The 17902-nt window shown below is 67.0% G+C and carries 16 protein-coding genes; 6 read left to right on the top strand and 10 right to left on the bottom strand.

All coding sequences use genetic code 11. The features are described 5' to 3' along the window. Positions 1 to 79: 79 nt before the first annotated feature. The gene (locus tag ACW9UL_RS08330; RefSeq protein ID WP_457790089.1) at positions 80 to 1651 is read right to left on the bottom strand and encodes a glycerol-3-phosphate dehydrogenase/oxidase; all 1572 of its coding nucleotides are present in this window, start codon (positions 1649 to 1651) and stop codon (positions 80 to 82) included. Positions 1652 to 1653: 2 nt separating this feature from the next. Continuing rightward, positions 1654 to 3249 carry an FAD-binding oxidoreductase gene (locus ACW9UL_RS08325; RefSeq protein ID WP_457790087.1) on the bottom strand — a complete coding sequence of 532 codons (1596 nt, stop codon included), beginning with the start codon at positions 3247 to 3249 and terminating at the stop codon, positions 1654 to 1656. A 138-nt stretch (positions 3250 to 3387) separates the two neighbouring features. On the opposite strand from ACW9UL_RS08325, the gene gliR reads away from it, so the two are divergent. Then, complete coding sequence (gene gliR, locus ACW9UL_RS08320) at positions 3388 to 4422, top strand: AraC family transcriptional regulator GliR (RefSeq protein WP_457790085.1); 1035 nt, start codon at positions 3388 to 3390, stop codon at positions 4420 to 4422. A gap of 69 nt (positions 4423 to 4491) precedes the next feature. Here the strand turns inward: gliR and ACW9UL_RS08315 are convergent, their stop codons facing one another. The 3 genes from ACW9UL_RS08315 to ttcA form a co-directional block, all read right to left on the bottom strand. Then, a complete protein-coding gene (locus ACW9UL_RS08315) occupies positions 4492 to 5163 on the bottom strand; it encodes a DNA-3-methyladenine glycosylase I (protein WP_457790083.1) in 672 nt (223 codons plus the stop codon). 136 nt (positions 5164 to 5299) lie between these two features. Then, a complete protein-coding gene (locus tag ACW9UL_RS08310) occupies positions 5300 to 6379 on the bottom strand; it encodes a 3-deoxy-7-phosphoheptulonate synthase (protein ID WP_457790081.1) in 1080 nt (359 codons plus the stop codon). Positions 6380 to 7040: 661 nt separating this feature from the next. Beyond that, on the bottom strand, positions 7041 to 7865 hold the full coding sequence (gene ttcA / locus ACW9UL_RS08305; RefSeq protein WP_024308826.1) for a tRNA 2-thiocytidine(32) synthetase TtcA: 825 nt from the start codon (positions 7863 to 7865) through the stop codon (positions 7041 to 7043). Positions 7866 to 7964: 99 nt separating this feature from the next. Between ttcA and ACW9UL_RS08300 the strand changes: the two genes are divergently transcribed. From ACW9UL_RS08300 to ACW9UL_RS08290, 3 genes are all read left to right on the top strand, one after another. Beyond that, positions 7965 to 8561: a DNA-J related domain-containing protein gene (locus tag ACW9UL_RS08300; RefSeq protein WP_021444085.1), complete on the top strand. Its 597-nt coding sequence runs from the start codon at positions 7965 to 7967 to the stop codon at positions 8559 to 8561. A gap of 166 nt (positions 8562 to 8727) precedes the next feature. Next, the gene (locus ACW9UL_RS08295; protein ID WP_021444086.1) at positions 8728 to 9327 is read left to right on the top strand and encodes a Yip1 family protein; all 600 of its coding nucleotides are present in this window, start codon (positions 8728 to 8730) and stop codon (positions 9325 to 9327) included. An 87-nt stretch (positions 9328 to 9414) separates the two neighbouring features. After that, entirely contained in the window at positions 9415 to 9909 is a 495-nt protein-coding gene (locus ACW9UL_RS08290) for a SprT family zinc-dependent metalloprotease (protein WP_021444087.1), read from the top strand. Positions 9910 to 10101: 192 nt separating this feature from the next. Here the strand turns inward: ACW9UL_RS08290 and ACW9UL_RS08285 are convergent, their stop codons facing one another. The 5 genes from ACW9UL_RS08285 to ACW9UL_RS08265 form a co-directional block, all read right to left on the bottom strand. Next, positions 10102 to 10638 (bottom strand): O-acetyl-ADP-ribose deacetylase, encoded by a 537-nt coding sequence (locus tag ACW9UL_RS08285; RefSeq protein ID WP_457790078.1) that lies wholly within the window; start codon positions 10636 to 10638, stop codon positions 10102 to 10104. An 11-nt stretch (positions 10639 to 10649) separates the two neighbouring features. Continuing rightward, positions 10650 to 11831, bottom strand: coding sequence for a CaiB/BaiF CoA transferase family protein (locus tag ACW9UL_RS08280; protein WP_122107275.1), 1182 nt, complete (start codon positions 11829 to 11831; stop codon positions 10650 to 10652). Positions 11832 to 11999: 168 nt separating this feature from the next. Next, entirely contained in the window at positions 12000 to 13646 is a 1647-nt protein-coding gene (locus tag ACW9UL_RS08275; RefSeq protein ID WP_457790076.1) for an AMP-binding protein, read from the bottom strand. A gap of 83 nt (positions 13647 to 13729) precedes the next feature. Then, positions 13730 to 14551: an amidohydrolase family protein gene (locus tag ACW9UL_RS08270; protein ID WP_457790074.1), complete on the bottom strand. Its 822-nt coding sequence runs from the start codon at positions 14549 to 14551 to the stop codon at positions 13730 to 13732. Between the two features lie 23 nt (positions 14552 to 14574). Next, entirely contained in the window at positions 14575 to 15714 is a 1140-nt protein-coding gene (locus ACW9UL_RS08265) for an acyl-CoA dehydrogenase family protein (protein WP_457790072.1), read from the bottom strand. Positions 15715 to 15876: 162 nt separating this feature from the next. Here ACW9UL_RS08265 and ACW9UL_RS08260 point away from each other — a divergent pair, with 162 nt between their 5' ends. Together ACW9UL_RS08260 and ACW9UL_RS08255 are read left to right on the top strand one after the other, a co-directional pair. Further along, a complete protein-coding gene (locus ACW9UL_RS08260) occupies positions 15877 to 16875 on the top strand; it encodes an AraC family transcriptional regulator (protein ID WP_457790070.1) in 999 nt (332 codons plus the stop codon). Positions 16876 to 17148: 273 nt separating this feature from the next. Continuing rightward, on the top strand, positions 17149 to 17769 hold the full coding sequence (locus ACW9UL_RS08255) for a hypothetical protein (RefSeq protein ID WP_457790068.1): 621 nt from the start codon (positions 17149 to 17151) through the stop codon (positions 17767 to 17769). Positions 17770 to 17902 lie beyond the last annotated feature (133 nt).

Raw genomic sequence — 17902 nt, 5'->3', positions numbered from 1 at the left:
GGACCTGTATATCGGGGAATGTTCGGTGTGCATGGCCTAGGCGGCCCCGCGACACCCTGCGGGCCGGCGGTGATCCGGGTCATGGCAGGCTATAGCAGCGCCGCCACAGCGCCAGGTAGTCCGTCTCTTCCTGCTGCCAGCGCGCATCGTTCCAGCCCAGGCGCGGCTGGCACAGCGTGCGGATACGCGGCAGTTCGGCGCGCCCACCGCCCGCCAGCAGCAGGCCCAGGCGGGTACGGCGCAACAGCAGGTCGTCCAGGTGCAGCACCAGCTCGCCCTCGGCGGCCCAGGCCAGTTCGGCCCAGAGGGTGTCGGTGGCGCCGACGCGGTCGCCGCCGATCTCGTCGATCAGGCGCAGCACCTCGCCCAGCTGGCGACCATGGCGACCGGCCAGGCGGCGCTGCTGCGCCGGGCTCAGGCCGGGCATGGGCGGGATCGACAACGGACGAAACACCGCCGTGCCGCGATCCTCCACCGGTTTGCCGACGAAGCCCGCACAGGCGCGCAGCACCTCCAGCGCCAGCAGGCGAAAGGTGGTCAGCTTGCCGCCGGCCAGGGTCACGCTGCCCGGCTCGATCCACAGCGCATGCTCGCGCTTCTCGTCGGAGGGCTTGAGCCCGGCGCTGCCATCGCCCACCACCGGGCGCACGCCGGCCCAGGTCGACAGCACATCGCCGCGCGTCACCTCGGCGCTCGGGAACTGCTGGGCGCAGGCGGCCAGCAGGTAGTCGACCTCCTCCATGCTGATGGCGGCCTCGGCATCCAGGTCGCCGGCATGATCCAGATCGGTGGTGCCGATCACCGTCGCGCCCTCCCAGGGGAAGACGAACACCGGCCGGCCATCGGCCGCATGCATAAAGCTGAAGGCATGTGCCACCGGCAGGCGCCAGCTCGGCAGCAGCAGATGGCTGCCGCGCAGCGGACGGATGCGGCCATTGCCCGGCTGGCGCAGGCGGTCGGCCCAGGCACCGGTGGCCTGGGCCACGGCGCGGCTGCGCAGGCGGTAGCGGTTGCCCGTCTCGATATCCTCGGCGAGCACACCGACCACCTGGCCCGCCTCGCGCAGCAGCTCGACCACGCGCATGCCATTGAGCGCCTCGCCGCCTTCGCCACGGGCCTCACCCAGCACCCGCTGCACCAGCCGCGCGTCGTCGGTCACCGCATCGAAGAAGCGCGTGCCACCGAGCAGGCCGTCCACCCGGATGCCCGGCGCCAGGTAGCGCAGCTGCTGCAGCGGGTAGAACAGATGATTGCGCTTGCCGGCCAGGGCGTCGTACAGGCTGAGCAGGCCGCCGAAGACCTTGGGCCCGGGAAAACCGCCGCGGTAGTGCGGCATGACGAAGCTCAGCGGCTCGACCAGCCCCGGCGCCTCGCCGAGCAGGCGCTGGCGTTCGCGCACCGAGTCGCGGGTCAGCCCCAGCTGGCCCTTGGCGACGTAGCGCAGGCCGCCATGGACCATCTTCGACGAGCGGCTGGAGGTGCCCCAGGCGAAGTCGCGCTGCTCCAGCAACAGGCAGCGCCAACCGCGCCGCGCAGCCTCACGCAGGATGCCGGCGCCGCAGATGCCGCCGCCGATCACCAGCAGATCCCAGTCGCGCGCGGCCAGTTCGGGCAGGGCGCGCTCGCGCCAGGCGGCGTTCCACTGCTGCATGTTCAATCCTGCAGCAGCACGCCGGGAGCCAGGCGCTGCTCCGGGTCGAAATGCGTGGCCAGGCTGCGCAGCGTGGCCATGCCCAACTCGCCCTTCTCCGCCGCCAGGTAGGGCGCGTGGTCGCGGCCGACGCCGTGCTGGTGGCTGATGGTGCCGCGGTTCGCGGCAATGGTGCGGCTGGCCGCCGCCTTCAGGCGCTGCCAGCGCGCCATGGCCTCGGCGTAATCGGCGCCGGGGCGGAACACGTAGCTGGTGTAGATGCTCGATCCTTCGCCGTAGACGTGCGACAGGTGGGTGAACACGTGCACCCGCTCGCCCTCGCCGGCCAGTTCGTCGCGCAGGCTGGCTTCCACCTGGTTCAACAGCTTGTCGACGTTGGACCAGTCGGTGGCGGTTTCCAGGGTGTCCACCAGGTAGCCACGCTCCCACAGGCCGTGGCGCAGATAGGGGAAGCGGAAGCGGTTGTGCTCCCATTTCTTGCCCAGCAGGGTGCCGGTGAACACCCCGCCGAAGCCTTTCAGCAGGCGCCGCGCCTGCTTCAGCGAGGCGGCGTTCTGCAGGCGGTTGCCGGTGAGACCGAAGGTCAGCATGCATTTGCCGTCGCGCGCACCGCGCAGCGCCAGGTACTTTTCCAGCCAGGCGATCTGCCGCGGGTGGCCGGCCAGGGCCAGCTGGGTGCGGGTTTCGATGGCATTGGACAGGCGCAGCATGGACAGCGGCACGCGCGCCTGGGCCAGGCTGCGAATGGCGGTCAGCGCCTGCTGCCAGCTGGGCAGAAACACCGCGTAGAAGCGCTCCTGCTCGGCCAGGCGGCTGATGCGCACGCGCACCTCGGAGATCAGCCCGAAGCGCCCTTCCGAACCCAGCACCAGCTCGCGCAGGTCGGGGCCGGCGGCCGACGCCGGGAAGGTGGGAATCTCCAAAGTGCCGGCGAAGGTCTCCAGCTTGCCGCCGGCGAACAGTTGCTCGATGCGCCCGTAGCGCAGCGACTGCTGACCGCTGGAGCGGCTGGCGACCCAGCCGCCGAGGGTCGACAGTTCCCAGGATTGCGGGAAGTGGCCCAGCGTATAGCCGCGCGCGCGCAGCTGGCTTTCCACCTGCGGGCCGTTGGCGCCGGGGCCGAAGGTGGCGACCAGGCTGTCCTCGTCGATCTCCAGCAGGCGCGTCATGCGCTCCAGCGACAGGGTCAGCACCGGCCGCCCACCGGCCTGCGGGTTGATATGCCCGGCCACCGAGGTGCCGCCGCCGTAGGGAATCAGGGTGACGTCATGCTGCTGCGCCCAGGCCAGCAGCTCGCGGATCTGCGCGGCACTCTCCGGGCAGGCGACGCCATCGGGGAACAGGCCGAAGTCGCCGGAGCGCATGGCCAGCCAGTCCGGCAGGCTCTGCCCGCGGGCATGGCGCACGCGCACCTCGGCATCCTGGCTGATCAGCGGGTGCGGGGCCAGGCGCGAGGCCGGCACGCGGGCCAACACCTCCTGCAGGCTGGCGTCGGCCAGACGCTGGCCGGGGCCGATCAGCTCGGCGAGAAAGGCCTCGCCATGGGCCGGCAATTCCACCTCGGTGGCTTCGTCACCCCAACCGTTCCAACGTCGCATCGCATCCCCCATTCCGATCGGCACTTATGGCTGCCTATACTAGCCAGCCGCCGCCGGCCGTCACTGTCGGATCGGGCCAGGGCCTGTCGCCAATCAAGCCAGGCGCCGCGCCCGCTTCCCCCAGAACAAGAAGAAACCATGGAAAACCTCGGCTACACCTCGGTTCCCGCCCTGCTCAAGTACCTGCGCCAGGCCGAACAGCTCGGTCTGGATGTCGACCGCGCCCTGGCGGCCGCCGGCATCGAGGCGCAGGAGCTGGCCGACAACGGCAAACGCATCCCCAGCGAGGTGCACGAGCGCCTGCTGGCGCATCTGCTGGAGGTCTCCGGCGACCCGCTGTTCGGCCTGCATTCGGCGCGTTTCGTCCAGCCCGGCTCGTGGAGCGTGCTCGGCTATATCGCCATGAACTGCGCCACCCTCGGCGAGGCCATGGGCCGCATCGTGCCCTACGAGAAACTGGTCGGCGACATGGGCACCAGCCGCCTGGAAATGGCCGCCGATCATGTGCGGCTGATCTGGAGCTGCCGCCACCAGGCGCCGCAGGTGCGCCGGCACATGGTGGAGAACGTGCTCGCCTCCTGGCTGCTGTACGCGCGCTGGATCGCCGACTCCGAGCACTCGCCGCGCGAGGTCTGGTTCGAACATGCGCAGCCGGCCGCCACCGAGCTGGCGGAGTATGAGGGTCTGTTCGGCTGCCCGGTATTGTTCGAACAACCCTGCAACGCCCTGCTGGTGCCGCTGGACTACCTGGCCGTGCCGCTGCGCCAGGCCGATGCCAACCTGCTGCGCACCCTGGAAGAACACGCCCTGGCGCTGATGGCCGGGCTGGACGACGACGAGCCGCTGCCGCGACGGGTGAAAAACGCCCTGCGCCTGCTGCTCAAGGACGGCCTGCCGCGCAAGGAACGGGTGGCGGAGAAGTTCGACATGACCGTGCGCACCCTGCAGCGCCACCTGCAGCAGGCCGGCACCAGCTACCAGCAGATCCTCGACGAGCTGCGCCAGGAGCTGGCCGAGCACTACCTGCTGCGCAGCGACCTGGCGATCCAGGATATCGCCTGCTACCTGGGCTTCACCGAATCACGCTCGTTCCACCGCAGCTTCAAGGGCTGGACCGGGCAGACGCCGGGGGAGTTTCGCGAGGCCAGGCGCAAGGACGGCGGTGTGCTCTGAGCGCACATCCCGTGGGAGGGGTTTTAGCCGCGACAAGTAGTCGCCGCTAAAGCCCCTCCCGCAGGTGCCTCAATGATTGACCGTATGCGCCAGCATCACCGACAGCTGGCACAGCGGCCGGCCGCTCTCGGCGTGCCACTGGTTGAAGGCGGCCTGCACCGCGGCCAGCTCCTTCTGGCTGGTCGGTGCCTTGTCGACTATGCCCTGGGCCTTGAGCGCCGCGACCATGTCGTCGCTGGGGATGAAGGTATCCTTGCCGACCATGCGCAGAAAGCGCGGCGCCGACATGCCGCCGAGCTGACTGCCGTGCTTGGCCAGGTACTTCCACAGGCCGACGATATCGGTCACCGGCCAGTCGGCGATCAGGGCGCCGAAACTGCCTTTCTCGCGGCGCACGTCGAGGATGAACTGGGCATTGCGTGGCACGCTTTTCAGCTTGCCCAGGTGACGGATCAGCCGCGCGTCCTGCATCAGGTTCTCCAGGCGTTCGCCGCCCATCAGCACCACCTTCTCCGGATCGAAGCCGAAGAACACCTCCTCGAACGCCGGCCACTTGGCGTCCACCAGGCTGTGCTTGAGGCCGGCGCGGAAGATACGCAGGCTGATCAACGACAGGTAGCGGTCATCGCTCAGCGCCCGCAGCTCGGCGTCGCTGCGCGGCTGTGGCAGCAGCGCTTCCAGCGCCTGGGCCGAGCCGAAGCGGTTGAGGCAGTATTCGTGCAGCCATTTGTAGTCACGCATGGAGGGGTCGCGCCGTCAGTGGAACAAGCTGCAAAGGGTGCCCGCACAGCCCCCGGTGCGGCAAGTGCCATGTCTGCCGTAGCAGCGCGCTGGCGGGCGATCCAGCGCTCCCGCCGCATCGCCCGCCAGCAGCCGCCTACGCCGAGAGCGCCGCGCCCCGCAGCCGCTCGGCCGCCTGGCGCAAGGCGCTTTCGGTGCTGCTCCAGCCCAGGCAGCCGTCGGTGATCGATACGCCGTAGCGCAGCTCGCCGCTCAGCGCCTGACAGCCGTCTTCCAGGTGGCTCTCCAGCATCACCCCGCGCAGGCTGGCGTCGCCGGCCAGGCGCTGGTCGATCACGCTGGCCAGCACGGCCGGCTGACGCAGCGGGTCCTTGCCGCTGTTGGCGTGGCTGCAGTCGACCATGATCCGCGGGGCGATGCCCTGGCGCTGCAGCGCCTCGCGTGCGGCCGCCACGCTGGCAGCGTCGTAATTGGGCGCGCCGTGGCCGCCGCGCAACACCAGGTGGGTATCCGGGTTGCCGGCGGTGTGCAGCAGCGCCGGGTGACCGAGCTCGTCGATGCCGAAATGCTGGTGCGGGTGCGCCGCCGAGCGCATGGCGTCGCAGGCGATGGCGAGGCTGCCGTCGGTGCCGTTCTTGAAGCCCACCGGCAGATCCAGGCCGCTGACCATCTCGCGGTGTACCTGCGATTCGCTGGTGCGCGCACCGATGGCCGCCCAACCGAGCAGGTCGTCGAAGTAACCGGCCGCCAGCGGCTGCAGCAGTTCGCTGGCCAGCGGCAGGCCACGGGCGAGGATATCCAGCATCAACTGGCGCGACAGGCGCAGGCCTTCGGCCATATCGCCGCTGCCGTCCAGCTGCGGGTCGTACAGCAGGCCCTTCCAGCCCACGGTGGTGCGCGGTTTTTCCACGTAGGCGCGCATCACCAGCAGCAGCTGGTCGTCCACCTGCGGCGCCAGTGCGGCCAGGCGCTCGGCGTATTCGAGCGCAGAAGTGCGGTCATGCAGGGAACAGGGGCCGACCACCACCAGCAGGCGCGAATCGCGGCCATCGAGCACGGAGCGGATGGCGGCGCGGTCGGCGGCGATACGTTCGGCGAGGGCATTGGCCAGCGGCAGGCGCTGGCGCAGCACGGCGGGGCTGGGCAGCGGCTGAGCGCTGCGGCGGGCGATGGGGGTGACGCTGGAAACGAGTTGAGCGGAGACGGATGCATTCATGATCTGGCGGTTCCTTGGCCGGCGCGGTCGATGCCGCGGCGGCGCTAACTGAGTGTTCGTTGCAGGGGTGTCAGGGCGGCGGTGACGCTGCTAAATCGCCAGTCGTAGCGGTAGTTGCGGTAATAACGGTTCATCTGTGCATCCTCTTGAGCGCTTGGCCGTTTTCGGCCGAAAAAAACAAAACCCCCGGTCGGGTTGCCGACCGGGGGTTTTCTGGAAAACGTCTCTGGTGGCGACCCTGTTGTCTCAGGCCGCCTGTGGGGTATCAGGCGCGCCTGTGGCTAAACCAATACCCAAAGTAATACGCGGCAGCGACCACCGCCTGCGCACGGGCCAGCGCGGTGCGCGCGGCACCGGCGTGGAGCGAGGACAGGAGGTTGAGGCTGGACGACATGATGTTCTCCGAAGCGATGGCCGAACCTTACTCCAGGCCTTCGCGGCCTGGCAAGCGAGGCGTGGAGAAACAATGGTCGCGGCTAAAGCCCCTCCCACAGGTCTGACCTACGCTGGGGCATCGGCGGGCAATCCGGGGCAGCGCCGTAGGGTGGATGTCGCTTTTTACATCCACCAGTTCCACCGGCCCGTACACGGTGGATCGATGAAGCGTGATCCACCCTACGCCAGACCACTCAATCTGTGGGAGGGCTTTGGCAGCGGAGCCTTACAGGCTCATCACATCGAGAAAACGCGGCGTGGCGCTGTCGTCGATCTTCAGGCTCTTGAAGTCGAACAGGTTGCGGTCGGCCAGTTGCGAGGGGTGCACGTTCTGCAGCGCGCGGAACATGATCTCGACCCGCCCCGGGCTCTTGCGCTCCCACTCCTGCAGCATCTCCTTGACCACCTGACGCTGCAGGTTCTCCTGCGAGCCGCAGAGGTTGCAGGGGATGATGGGGAACTGCTTAAGCTGGCTGTAGGCCTCGATATCGGCCTCGGCGCAGTAGGCCAGCGGGCGGATCACCACGTTGCGGCCGTCGTCGGAGAGCAGCTTGGGCGGCATGGCCTTGAGCGTGCCGCCGTAGAACATGTTGAGGAAGAAGGTTTCCAGGATATCGTCGCGGTGGTGCCCCAGCGCCATCTTGGTCGCGCCGATCTCGTCGGCGTAGGTGTACAGGGTGCCGCGGCGCAGGCGCGAGCACAGCGAGCAGGTGGTCTTGCCCTCGGGAATCTTCTCCTTGACCACCGAGTAGGTGTCCTTCTCGATGATGTGGTACTGCACACCGATGGATTCGAGGTAAGCCGGCAGCACGTGCTCGGGAAAGCCCGGCTGCTTCTGGTCCATGTTCACCGCGACGATCTCGAACTTGATCGGCGCCACCTTCTGCAGGTACAGCAGCACGTCGAGCATGGTGTAGCTGTCCTTGCCGCCGGACAGGCAGACCATCACCTTGTCGCCATCCTCGATCATGTTGAAGTCGGTGATGGCTTCGCCGGCCAGGCGGCGAATGCGCTTCTGCAGTTTGTTCTGGTTGACCGAAAGGGTGCCCATGGTGCGTCGGAATCCGGGGGTAGGAACGAAAGCGCGACATTTTACGCACAATGGCCCGCTCGCCCTACCCCACCGACGGCGAAATGCTAGGCTCGGCCGATGAACGACGACCTCGACCCCGCCCTGGACCTGGCCGACCAGGTGCTCGAACTGCTGCTCGCCGCGCCCGACGGGCTGGCCGAGTACCAGCTGATCCAGCAGCTCAAGCAGCGCCACAGCGGGCATATCCCCAACCTGCCGCTGACCGACAAGCTGGTGCTGTTTCGCACCCATTTCCTCCTGTTCAACGCCCTGTATCGCCTGCGCGAGCGGCTTTGGCAGGAGGGCCGCCACCAGCTGCAGATCGCCCCGCTGTGCATCCGCCTGCTGCCCTACCAGGCCGGCAGCGCGGCGCTCAGCGAGCGCGACGGGCTGCGCGACTACTACCTGGACATGAGCAACCTGCGCGATACCGACGAGCGCGATGTCGAGCGCCTGCTGGCCAGTTTCTGGACCCGCATGCAGGGCGGCGAGGAGAAACAGGCGGCGCTGGCGCTGTTCGAACTGGACGGCCCCGGCGCGGTCCTCGACCTGGCCAGCATCAAGCGGCGCTACCGCCAGCTGGTCAGCCAGCACCACCCGGATCGCGGCGGCAGCACCGAGCGGCTGCAGTCGATCAACAAGGCCATGGAAATTCTAGAGCGCTATTACAACTGACCGGCAGAGAGCAATTCGCTCTAAAGCCAGGCACCACGCGCCCTCCAGCCCCTGCCTATACTGCGACATACGGTCGCATAGGTTCGGCCTGGCACCCGGTGGCGCTGTACACGCGCGCCGGGCGTCCGCTGGGGGGCGATCGTCATAAAAAGAGGAGGTGTCTGGCATGATCCACCACGTTTGGGGGCTCTTCACCCATCCCGACCAAGAATGGCAAGAAATCCGTGGCGAGGAAGAAACCATCAGCCACATGTACCTGACTCATGTCCTGCTGCTCGCCGCCATCCCGGCGGTCTCGGCTTACATCGGCACCACCCAGGTGGGCTGGTCGATCGGCGACCGAGCGCCGGTGATGCTCACCGAGGGCAGCGCCCTGAGCATGACCATCATGTCCTACCTGGCGATGCTCGCCGGCGTCGCGGTGATGGGCGCCTTCATCCACTGGATGGCGCGCACCTACGACGCCAACCCGACCATGACCCAGTGCGTGGTGTTCGCGGCCTACACCGCCACCCCGCTGTTCATCGGCGGCCTGGCGGCGCTCTACCCGCACCTGTGGCTGGCGATGGTGGTCGGCACGGTGGCCATCTGTTACACGGTGTACCTGCTCTACGTCGGCATCCCGACCTTCATGAACATCCCCGAGGACGAGGGGTTCATGTTCTCCAGCTCGGTGCTGGCGGTAGGCCTGGTGGTGCTGGTGGCGATGATCGCCACCTCGGTGATCCTCTGGGGCCTGGGCGTCGGCCCGGTCTACACCAGCTGAGGGCAAGGGCGACTCGGCGAAACCACCTGCGGGTGGTTTCGTCGTTTATGGGCTGCCGCCAGGGCCATGATTGGGCATAATCGGCGCATGCCCGAACAGCTCCATGCCCGCGTCGAGGCCTGCTATCAGCTGGCCGAAACCTTCTTCAAGCAACGCTTCGCTCGCCCCGAGATCAGCTTCAAGCTGCGCGGGCAGAAGGCCGGCGTCGCCCATCTGACGGAAAACAAGCTGCGCTTCAACCTGCAGCTGTATCGCGACAACCGCGAGGACTTCCTGCAGCAGACCGTGGCCCACGAGGTGGCGCACCTGATCGCCCACCAGCTGTTCGGCCCGCGTATCCAGCCCCACGGCGAGGAATGGCAACTGATCATGCGCGGGGTCTACGAACTGCCGCCGCACCGCTGCCACAGCTACGACGTGCAGCGGCGCAAGGTCAGCCGCTTTATCTACCGCTGCAGCTGCCCCGACGGCGAATTCCCCTTCTCCGCCCAGCGCCATGCCCTGGTGGCCAAGGGCCGGCGCTACTACTGCCGACGCTGCAAGGTGACCCTGCAGTTCACCGGCCAGCAGCGGGTGGAATAGCCTGCGGCCAGGCCCCGGCAGCGCCCACAGGCACGTCCTACGTCAGGAACGTCCTGAATAAGCCATTTATCGCCACCCCCCCGCGAAGGGGCCCGGGGACGACGCAGCTTCTGGATTATTCCCCTGCGGGCCAGCGCAAGCGCTGTTCAGCGATAAAGCTGCTGTCCCGCCTGCGCGGGAACGACGGCTATCTCAGAGTTGCCTTAGCAAATCCCGATACCGCGCCAGATCGGCGGCGGAAAAACAGCAGAACAGCACGCGCTCGATCCTCGGCAGGTGGGCGACTTCCTCGCGTACCGTCGCCACCGCGATGCCGGCCGCCTGCTCGGCGGGATAACCGTAGATGCCGGTGCTGATCGAGGGAAAGGCGATGCTGCGCAGCTCGTGCTCGGCGGCCAGGCGCAGTGCGCTGCGATAGCAGCTGGCCAACAGCTGCGCCTCGCCACGCTCGCCGCCGTGCCAGACCGGCCCCACCGTATGGATCACGCAGCGCGCCGGCAACGCGAAGCCGGGCGTCAGCCGCGCCTCGCCGGTGGGACAACCGCCCAGCGGCCGACAGGCCTCCAGCAGCCGCGGCCCGGCGGCGCGGTGAATGGCGCCGTCCACCCCGCCGCCGCCGAGCAGCGAGCTGTTGGCGGCGTTGACTATGGCGTCGACCTCCAGGCCGGTGATATCGGCCTGGACGGCTTCGAGCATGGCGATCATGGCCGGGCCCTCCCGCTTCAGCATAGCCCCGTCAATCAGCCCAGCGCCTTGACCGCCCGCAGCGCGGCGATCTGCTCGGCGCTATAGCCCAGTTCGGCCAGGACTTCCTCGGTATGCGCGCCGACCGCCGCGCCGATATGCCGCGGCGCCGGCAAACCGCCCGAGAACTTCAGCGGGCAGGCCAGTTGCCGCTGCGCCGGCAGCCCATCGCGCGGCACCTCGGTGACCAGCCCGCGCGCCTTGATCTGCGGATGTTCCACCGCTTCGGACAGCGGCAGCATGGGCTCGACGCAGGCGTCCAGGGCGGCGAAGCGCTGGCACCACTCGGCGAAGTCGCGGCGCTCGAACTCGATCTCGATCTCGCGCTTGAGCGCGCGCTGATCCTCGGGCTTCGGCGACAACCCGCGCGCCGCCAGCTCCGGCCGACCGATGGCCTGGCAGAACTGCTGCATGAACTGCGGCTCCAGGCTGCCCACCGAGAACCAGCGGCCGTCGCGGGTGCGGTAGTAGTCGTAGAAGCTGCCGCCGTTGAGCGCCTGGTTCTCCATCTCCGGCTCCACCCCGGCGCCGAGGTAGCCGGCGCCGGCCATGGCGTGCAGGCTGAAGGCGCAGTCGGTCATGCTCACGTCCACCTGCTGGCCCAGGCCTGTGACCTGGCGCTGCACCACCGCGGCGAGCAGGCCGATCACCCCGTGCAGCGAGCCGCCGGCGATATCCGCCAGTTGCACCCCCAGCGGCAGCGGGCCGCTGTCGCGGCGACCGGTATAGCTGGCGAGGCCGGCCAGCGCCAGGTAGTTGATGTCGTGCCCGGCGCGGTCCTTGTACGGCCCGCTCTGGCCGTAGCCGGTGATCGACACGTAGATCAGCCGCGGGTTGATCGCCTTCAGCGCCTCGTAGCCGACGCCCAGCTTGTCCATCACCCCGGGGCGGAACTGCTCCAGCACGATGTCGTACTCGCCCACCAGCTTCTTCACCACCTCCAGCGCCTCGGGGCGCTTGAGGTCGAGGGCGATGGCGCGCTTGTTGCGGTTCAGGTAGGCGTGGCTGGTGGAGGTGCCGCCGTCGTGCGGCGGCAGCACGCGCACCAGGTCCATGCGCGTGGGCGACTCGACCCGCAGCACCTCGGCGCCCAGGTCGGCCAGCAGCAGCGAGGCGAAGGGCCCCGGCAACAGGGTGGAGAAGTCGAGGATTTTCAGTGAAGACAGTGGGCCGGACATGGCGACTCCCGATCAGATGATGTGGTGTCGGGCGAGAGGCCCCAGCCCCTCGCCCCAGCCCTCCCCCCAGAGGGGCGAGGGGTAGAACGGTGCAACCCCGGCCGGCGTGGCCAGCTTGGCCCGGAGGCCATCCGGAATTGCGCTAGCGGATTGCCTGCGGGCCAGGGATCAGGGCTCCCAGACGATGGCCTCGCTCGCCGACAGGCCGGCCAGCGCCCCGGCGTAGCGCGCCTCCAGCACGTTGCGGCGAATCTTCATGGTCGGCGTCATGCAGCCGTTGTCCACCGTCCAGGCCTCGCGCACCAGGATGAAATGACTGATGCGCTCGTGCGGCGCCAGGCGCTCGTTGAGTGCCTGCAGATGCGCCTGCAGCGCCTGGCCGACCACCTCCTGCGGCTGCTGGCGGGCCGCCGGCGACAGCTCGATCAGCGCCAGCGGCTGGTCCAGGTTGCTGCCCATCAGGCACACCTGCTCGACCCAGTGGCTCTTGGCGATCTCGCCTTCGATGGGCGCCGGCGCCACGTACTTGCCCTTGCTGGTCTTGAAGATGTCCTTGACCCGCCCGGTGATGCGCAGGTAGCCCGCCTCGTCCAGCTGGCCGCGGTCGCCGGTGTGCAGCCAGCCGCCCTCGAGCGTCTCGGCGGTCTTCTCCGGCTCGCGGTAATAGCCCTGCATCAGGGTTTCGCTGCGCAACAGGATCTCGCCGCTGGCGTCGATGCGCAATTGCAGGTGCGGCATGGGCCGGCCCACCGTGCCGAAGCGCACCTGCCCCGGCCGGTTGAAGCAGCCGTAGGCGAAGTGCTCGGTCATACCGTAGCCCTCGCAAATGGTCATGCCCAGGCGCCGGTACCAGTCCAGCAGCCCGGTGGAAATCGCCGCCGCGCCGGACACCAGGATGCGCGCACGATCCAGCCCCAGCCCCGCGCGCACCTTGCGCGCCACCAGGCGGCCGAGCAGCGGGATGCGCAGCAGCCGTTCGAGCTTGTGCGCCGGCAGCTGCTCCAGCACGCCCTGCTGAAAACGCGTCCACAGCCTGGGCACCGAGAAGAACACGGTCGGCCGCACCCGCCGCAGGTCGCTGGCGAAGGTCTCCAGCGACTCGACGAAGGCCACCGGCGCGCCGCAGTAGAGGCTGTTGAATTCGACCAGGAAGCGCTCGGCGGCGTGCGACAGCGGCAGGTAGGAGAAGAACTGGTCCTGCGGCGTCATGCCCATCTCCGCCGTGGCGTGCGCCGCGGAAAAGGCCATGGCATGGGCCGAGAGCATCACCCCCTTGGGCTGCCCGGTGGTGCCCGAGGTATAGAGGATCGACAGCAGCTCGTCGCCGCGCTGCTGGCGGCTACCCGCCAGGGGCTCGTGGGCGGCCAGCAGCTCGTGCCAGCGGTGCTCGGCCGGCATGCTCGGATAGGGCATGGCGATACGCGTGATATGCGGGCCGATGCCGGCGGCCAGCTTGTCCGGCTCGTCCAGCTTACCCACCAGGATCAGCTTGCAGCCGGCGTGCCGCAGTACGTAGGCAATCTGCTCGGGCGCCTGCAGCGGATAGAGCGGCACGCTGACCAGCCCGGCGTGCTGGATCGCCAGGTCGCTGATAAACCATTCGGCGCAGTTCTTCGCCAGCAGCGCCACCCGCTCGCCGGGCAAGCAGCCCAGCGCCAGCAGCGCGCTGGCCAGGCGCCGCGCCTGCTCGTCGACCTGGCGCCAGGTGAAATCGTGCCAGATACCGGCCACCGGCTGGCGCAGCCAGACCGCGTCGGGTTGCCGATCCAGCCAGTGGTTGAAGCGTTGCAGCGGCAGTTGCAGTGGTTCGGTCATCGCGGCGCACCTGTTGTCGGTTGTTGTGCGGGGCCAGCGGCAGATCCCGGCGCGGCGCCGGGGGCGTCTCGCTCAGTCGGACATTACAAGGCGAACACCCGGCGGGCGTTGCCGTACAGAAACTGCGCCTCCACCTCGGCGGCCAGGCCGAGTTCCTTGACCTGGGCCATGCAGCGGCTCAGGGACAGCTGGGGGAAATTGCTGCCGAACAGCACCTTGTGCGCGCCGTAGCTCTGCATGTACTGCAGCAGCTGCGCCGGGTAGTAACGGGGCAGATAGGCCGAGGTGTCGATGAAGACGTTGTCGTGCTTCCAGGCCACGCCGATCATCTCGTCCGTCCAGGGATGGCCGATATGCCCGGCGACGATGCGCAGCTCCGGAAAGTCCAACGCCACCTCATCCAGATAGGGCACCGGGCGCCCGGTTTCCGACGGCAGCAGCGGGCCGGTATGGCCGACCTGGGTGCAGAAGGGAATGTCCAGCTCGATGCACTTCAGGTAGAGCGGGTAGTAGCGCCGGTCGTTCGGCGGCAATTTCCACAGCCAGGGCACGATGCGCAGCGCCTTGCAGCCCAGCTCGTGCACGGCCCGCTCCAGCTCGCGCACGGCGGCCATCGGCTTGCTCAGGTCGACCGTGGCCACGCCGACGAAGCGCTCGGGAAAGGCCCGAGTGAACTCGGCGATCTCGTCGTTGCTGAACACCCAGCCCTCGGGGCGGCACCAGGCGGCCAGCATCAGCTTGTCGACACCCGCCTCGTCCATCAGCGCGATGGTCTCCTCGGGGCCGAGTCGCACATCCAGCAGATGCGCACTGCCGGACTTCTCGAACAGCCCCGCCACTTCCGGCATGCGTTCGCGCAGCCGGCCACCGGCGGGCTGGGCCCATGCGTCAATCGCAAGATTCATCTCCACTCTCCGTCGAACGGCCGCTACAGCTTCATCCCGCGGCTGATGATCTCCTTCATGATCTCCGAGGTGCCGGCGAAGATGCGCTGGATACGCGCGTTCGCGTACATCTTGCAGATCGGGTATTCCCACATGTAGCCCCAGCCGCCGTGCAGCTGCACGCCCTCGTCGACCACCTTGCACAGCAGCTCGGTGGTAAACAGTTTGGCCTCTGCGGCGACTTCTGCACTGAGCTTCTTCTGGTTGTGATCCAGCACGCAGCGGTCGGTGAACACCTGGGCCACGTCGATCTGCGTGCGCATCTCGGCCAGCTTGAAGCGGGTGTTCTGAAAGTGCGCCACCGGGCGACCGAAGGCCTGGCGCTCCCTGACGTAGTCGATGGTAGTCTGCAGGGCCGCCTCGGCGCCGGCCACCGCGCCACAGGCGTTGGTCAGGCGCTCCTGGGCGAGCATGTTCATCAGGTAGAAGAAGCCGCCCTTGGCATCGCCCAAGAGGTTCTCCTTGGGCACCTTGACGTCGTTGAAGAACAGCTCGGCGGTGTCCTGGCTGTGCATGCCGAGCTTCTTCAGCTTCTTGCCGCGCTCGAAACCTTGCATCCCACGCTCGACCAGGAACAGGCCCATGGCGTGCTTGTTGGCCGGGTCGGTCTTGGCCGCGACTATCACCAGGTCGGCCAGGTAGCCGTTGGAGATGAACACCTTGGAGCCGTTGAGCAGCCAGTGGTCGCCCTTGTCCACCGCGGTGGTACGCATGCCGGCGAGGTCGGAGCCGGCGGCCGGCTCGGTCATGGCCACGGCGAGGATGGTCTCGCCGCGGACGATGCCCGGCAGCCAGCGCGCCTTCTGCTGCGCGCTGCCGTACTCGGCGATATAGGGGCCGCACAGCGCCGAGTGCAGCGGGATCATGAAGCCCGGTTCGTTGATCCGCGCCAGCTCCTCGCACATGATCTGCTCGTAGCGGAAATCCTTGAGCCCGGCGCCGCCGTACTCCTCGTCCGCCCAGGGCAGCAGAAAGCCCATCTCGCCGGCCTTGGCCCACACGCTGCGGTCGACCACCCCGGCGGCCTCCCACTCCTCCTGATGCGGCACCACCTCCTTATCGAGAAATGCCGCGAAGGCGTCGCGGAAGAGATTGTGCTCGGTGTCGAAATGGTTGCGCTGCATGGGGCGGTTCCTCCGCTGATTGTGCTGCCAGCGAGGTTAGGCGCCGCCCCCGTCCCCCTCAATGACCCATGCGCTCAGCCTCGATTGACCCAATCGCTCGGCTGGCTTGCCCTGCACCACAGCCGCTGCCTACCATCGGCACCCCGATCACGGAAGCCCGACATGCGCGAACGCACCATCGCCAGCCATTTCGTCCGCGCCGCCCTGCGCGGCGCGCAGCGTCGGGGCCTGGCCTGCGAGCCGCTGCTGCGCCAGGCCGGCATCCAGCCGGCGGTGCTCATCGAGCCGCGCGCGCGCATCGCCCCCGAGCAGTTCGCCCGGCTGATGCAGCTGCTGTGGGAAGCGCTGGACGACGAGTACCTGGGCTTCGGCCGCCAACCGAGCAAACGCGGCACCTTCGCCATGATGGGCCACGCCATCATCCACTGTCGCACGCTGGAAAAAGCGCTGAGCCGCGGTGCGCTGTTCTACGGCCTGTTCCCCGATGCACCGAGCATCCGCCTGCAGCGCGAAGGCGACTGGGCGCGGCTGAGCGTGGACGACAGCAGCCTGTGGGACCCCGACCACTTCCTGGTGGAAAGCCTGCTGGTGATCTGGCACCGCCTCGGCAGCTGGCTGATCGGCCAGCGCATCCGCCTGGAGGAAGCCACCTTCGCCTACCCCGAGCCGGAGCACGCCGCCGAGTACGAACTGCTGTTTCCCTGCCCCCGGCGCTTCTGCGCAGGCGCCACCAGCCTGCTGTTCCACGCCCGCTACCTGGCCATGCCGCTGCTGCAGGACGAACGCACGCTCAAGCAGTTCCTCGAACACTCCCCCGCCGACCTGCTGGCCCGCCCCGACGGCGGCGACAGCCTGACCAGCCAGATCCGCCGCCTGCTCGGCCGCGACTGCCAGCAATGGCCGGACCTGGAACGGGTCGCCCAGCAGCTGCATATCAGCCCGCAGACCCTGCGCCGCCACCTGCGCGAGGAAGGCACCAGCTTCCAGGAACTCAAGGACCACCTGCGCCGCGACCTCGCCATCTACCACCTCGGACGCGACGAGCTGGCCATCCAGGACATCGCCGAACAGCTCGGCTTCTCCGAACCCTCGGCCTTCCACCGCGCGTTCAAGAAATGGACCGGGCTGACGCCGGGGGCCTATCGCGCGCAGGAGGGGTAAGACGCGCTGGCGCTGTGCATGGACAGAACCGGCAGTCATGCACTAGCTTCTGGCTCAAGCCTGCTGGCATTACGCCAGAAGCGACAAGCTTGCCGTTATCCCTGTCGAGTTGCTCCCTGAGTGCTGTCGCGTTTGCCGCAAGCATCTTCAGGTCAGACAAGGAGTTACAGAACGACAAGGAAGGTTATGCGACAGGTGTCGTGGGTAAACGCGACAGCTATGTCGCCTAATTAATAGTTAAAGCTCAAAATCACTGAAACCGAGACTTACGGAATGGCATGGGATTACGAAAGAAAAAAGGAAAAAGAAGCAGAAATCCAAGGAGATATTGAAAATTATCTTCGCGAAGCTGGTTTAGACGAACCAAGCATCCAAACAACAGCGAAAGAATTTCTCGAAAAGGCCATTCGAGTATCGCCTCCTGAAAAAGAAGAAGTGTTTATCCATATGGTTACCATGGCGCCCTCTGGGCGTGGTGGTGGCCGTAGTTCTAAAGCAGGCAATATTAAATTAAATATTCGCGTTCTGTTTGAGGCTGTTTCAGGTGGAGTATTTACCGTAATCTCTGCAGTGCAAGCACCATGGGCAATACCTTTTGCCGCAATACTGCTATGGAATAGCATATGGAGAAATATGCAAGTAAGCCTCACAGAGGCAGAAGCAGTTACTCTATGGGTAATGTGGCAGGTTAAAGACTCAAACAAAAATGTGAAAGTGGAAGATATTAAGCCTGCTGTAGATTCTCATGCTCAAAAGTATGAGAGACCGACGTTATCCGAGGCAGACATAAAGCATGCACTGCAAAATCTTAAGAAAATCGGCTGTATCAAGCCGGCTAAATTGGCAAGTAATACATGGTGGCTTTGCGAATGGGTGTCACCTTCTTACCGGTAAAGCTTTAACAACTGGTTCAAACCGTTCGCTGCGCTCACTGGGACGGGCTAAAGCCCGCCCTTTAACCAAACGTTAGAATTTTTAAGAAGCATAGGGATATCCGATGAGAAGAGGCCGATATTATCTTGGTCGA

The organism is Pseudomonas sp. PL-6 (genome assembly GCF_054110165.1).
Note: the sequence above shows the minus strand (reverse complement) of the source record. Positions and strands in the feature narration are given on the sequence as shown.

What these genes read in the sequence shown, in the direction of transcription:
- ACW9UL_RS08280 (WP_122107275.1), bottom strand. Translation starts at nt 11,831, where the DNA reads ATGTCCGGCCCACTGTCTTCACTGAAAATCCTCGACTTCTCCACCCTG.
- ACW9UL_RS08270 (WP_457790074.1), bottom strand. Translation starts at nt 14,551, where the DNA reads ATGAATCTTGCGATTGACGCATGGGCCCAGCCCGCCGGTGGCCGGCTG.
- ACW9UL_RS08310 (WP_457790081.1), bottom strand. Translation starts at nt 6,379, where the DNA reads ATGAATGCATCCGTCTCCGCTCAACTCGTTTCCAGCGTCACCCCCATC.
- ACW9UL_RS08330 (WP_457790089.1), bottom strand. Translation starts at nt 1,651, where the DNA reads ATGCAGCAGTGGAACGCCGCCTGGCGCGAGCGCGCCCTGCCCGAACTG.
- ACW9UL_RS08325 (WP_457790087.1), bottom strand. Translation starts at nt 3,249, where the DNA reads ATGCGACGTTGGAACGGTTGGGGTGACGAAGCCACCGAGGTGGAATTG.
- ACW9UL_RS08275 (WP_457790076.1), bottom strand. Translation starts at nt 13,646, where the DNA reads ATGACCGAACCACTGCAACTGCCGCTGCAACGCTTCAACCACTGGCTG.
- ACW9UL_RS08265 (WP_457790072.1), bottom strand. Translation starts at nt 15,714, where the DNA reads ATGCAGCGCAACCATTTCGACACCGAGCACAATCTCTTCCGCGACGCC.
- gliR (WP_457790085.1), top strand. Translation starts at nt 3,388, where the DNA reads ATGGAAAACCTCGGCTACACCTCGGTTCCCGCCCTGCTCAAGTACCTG.
- ACW9UL_RS08295 (WP_021444086.1), top strand. Translation starts at nt 8,728, where the DNA reads ATGATCCACCACGTTTGGGGGCTCTTCACCCATCCCGACCAAGAATGG.
- ACW9UL_RS08285 (WP_457790078.1), bottom strand. Translation starts at nt 10,638, where the DNA reads ATGCTGAAGCGGGAGGGCCCGGCCATGATCGCCATGCTCGAAGCCGTC.
- ACW9UL_RS08300 (WP_021444085.1), top strand. Translation starts at nt 7,965, where the DNA reads ATGAACGACGACCTCGACCCCGCCCTGGACCTGGCCGACCAGGTGCTC.
- ttcA (WP_024308826.1), bottom strand. Translation starts at nt 7,865, where the DNA reads ATGGGCACCCTTTCGGTCAACCAGAACAAACTGCAGAAGCGCATTCGC.
- ACW9UL_RS08290 (WP_021444087.1), top strand. Translation starts at nt 9,415, where the DNA reads ATGCCCGAACAGCTCCATGCCCGCGTCGAGGCCTGCTATCAGCTGGCC.
- ACW9UL_RS08315 (WP_457790083.1), bottom strand. Translation starts at nt 5,163, where the DNA reads ATGCGTGACTACAAATGGCTGCACGAATACTGCCTCAACCGCTTCGGC.
- ACW9UL_RS08260 (WP_457790070.1), top strand. Translation starts at nt 15,877, where the DNA reads ATGCGCGAACGCACCATCGCCAGCCATTTCGTCCGCGCCGCCCTGCGC.
- ACW9UL_RS08255 (WP_457790068.1), top strand. Translation starts at nt 17,149, where the DNA reads ATGGCATGGGATTACGAAAGAAAAAAGGAAAAAGAAGCAGAAATCCAA.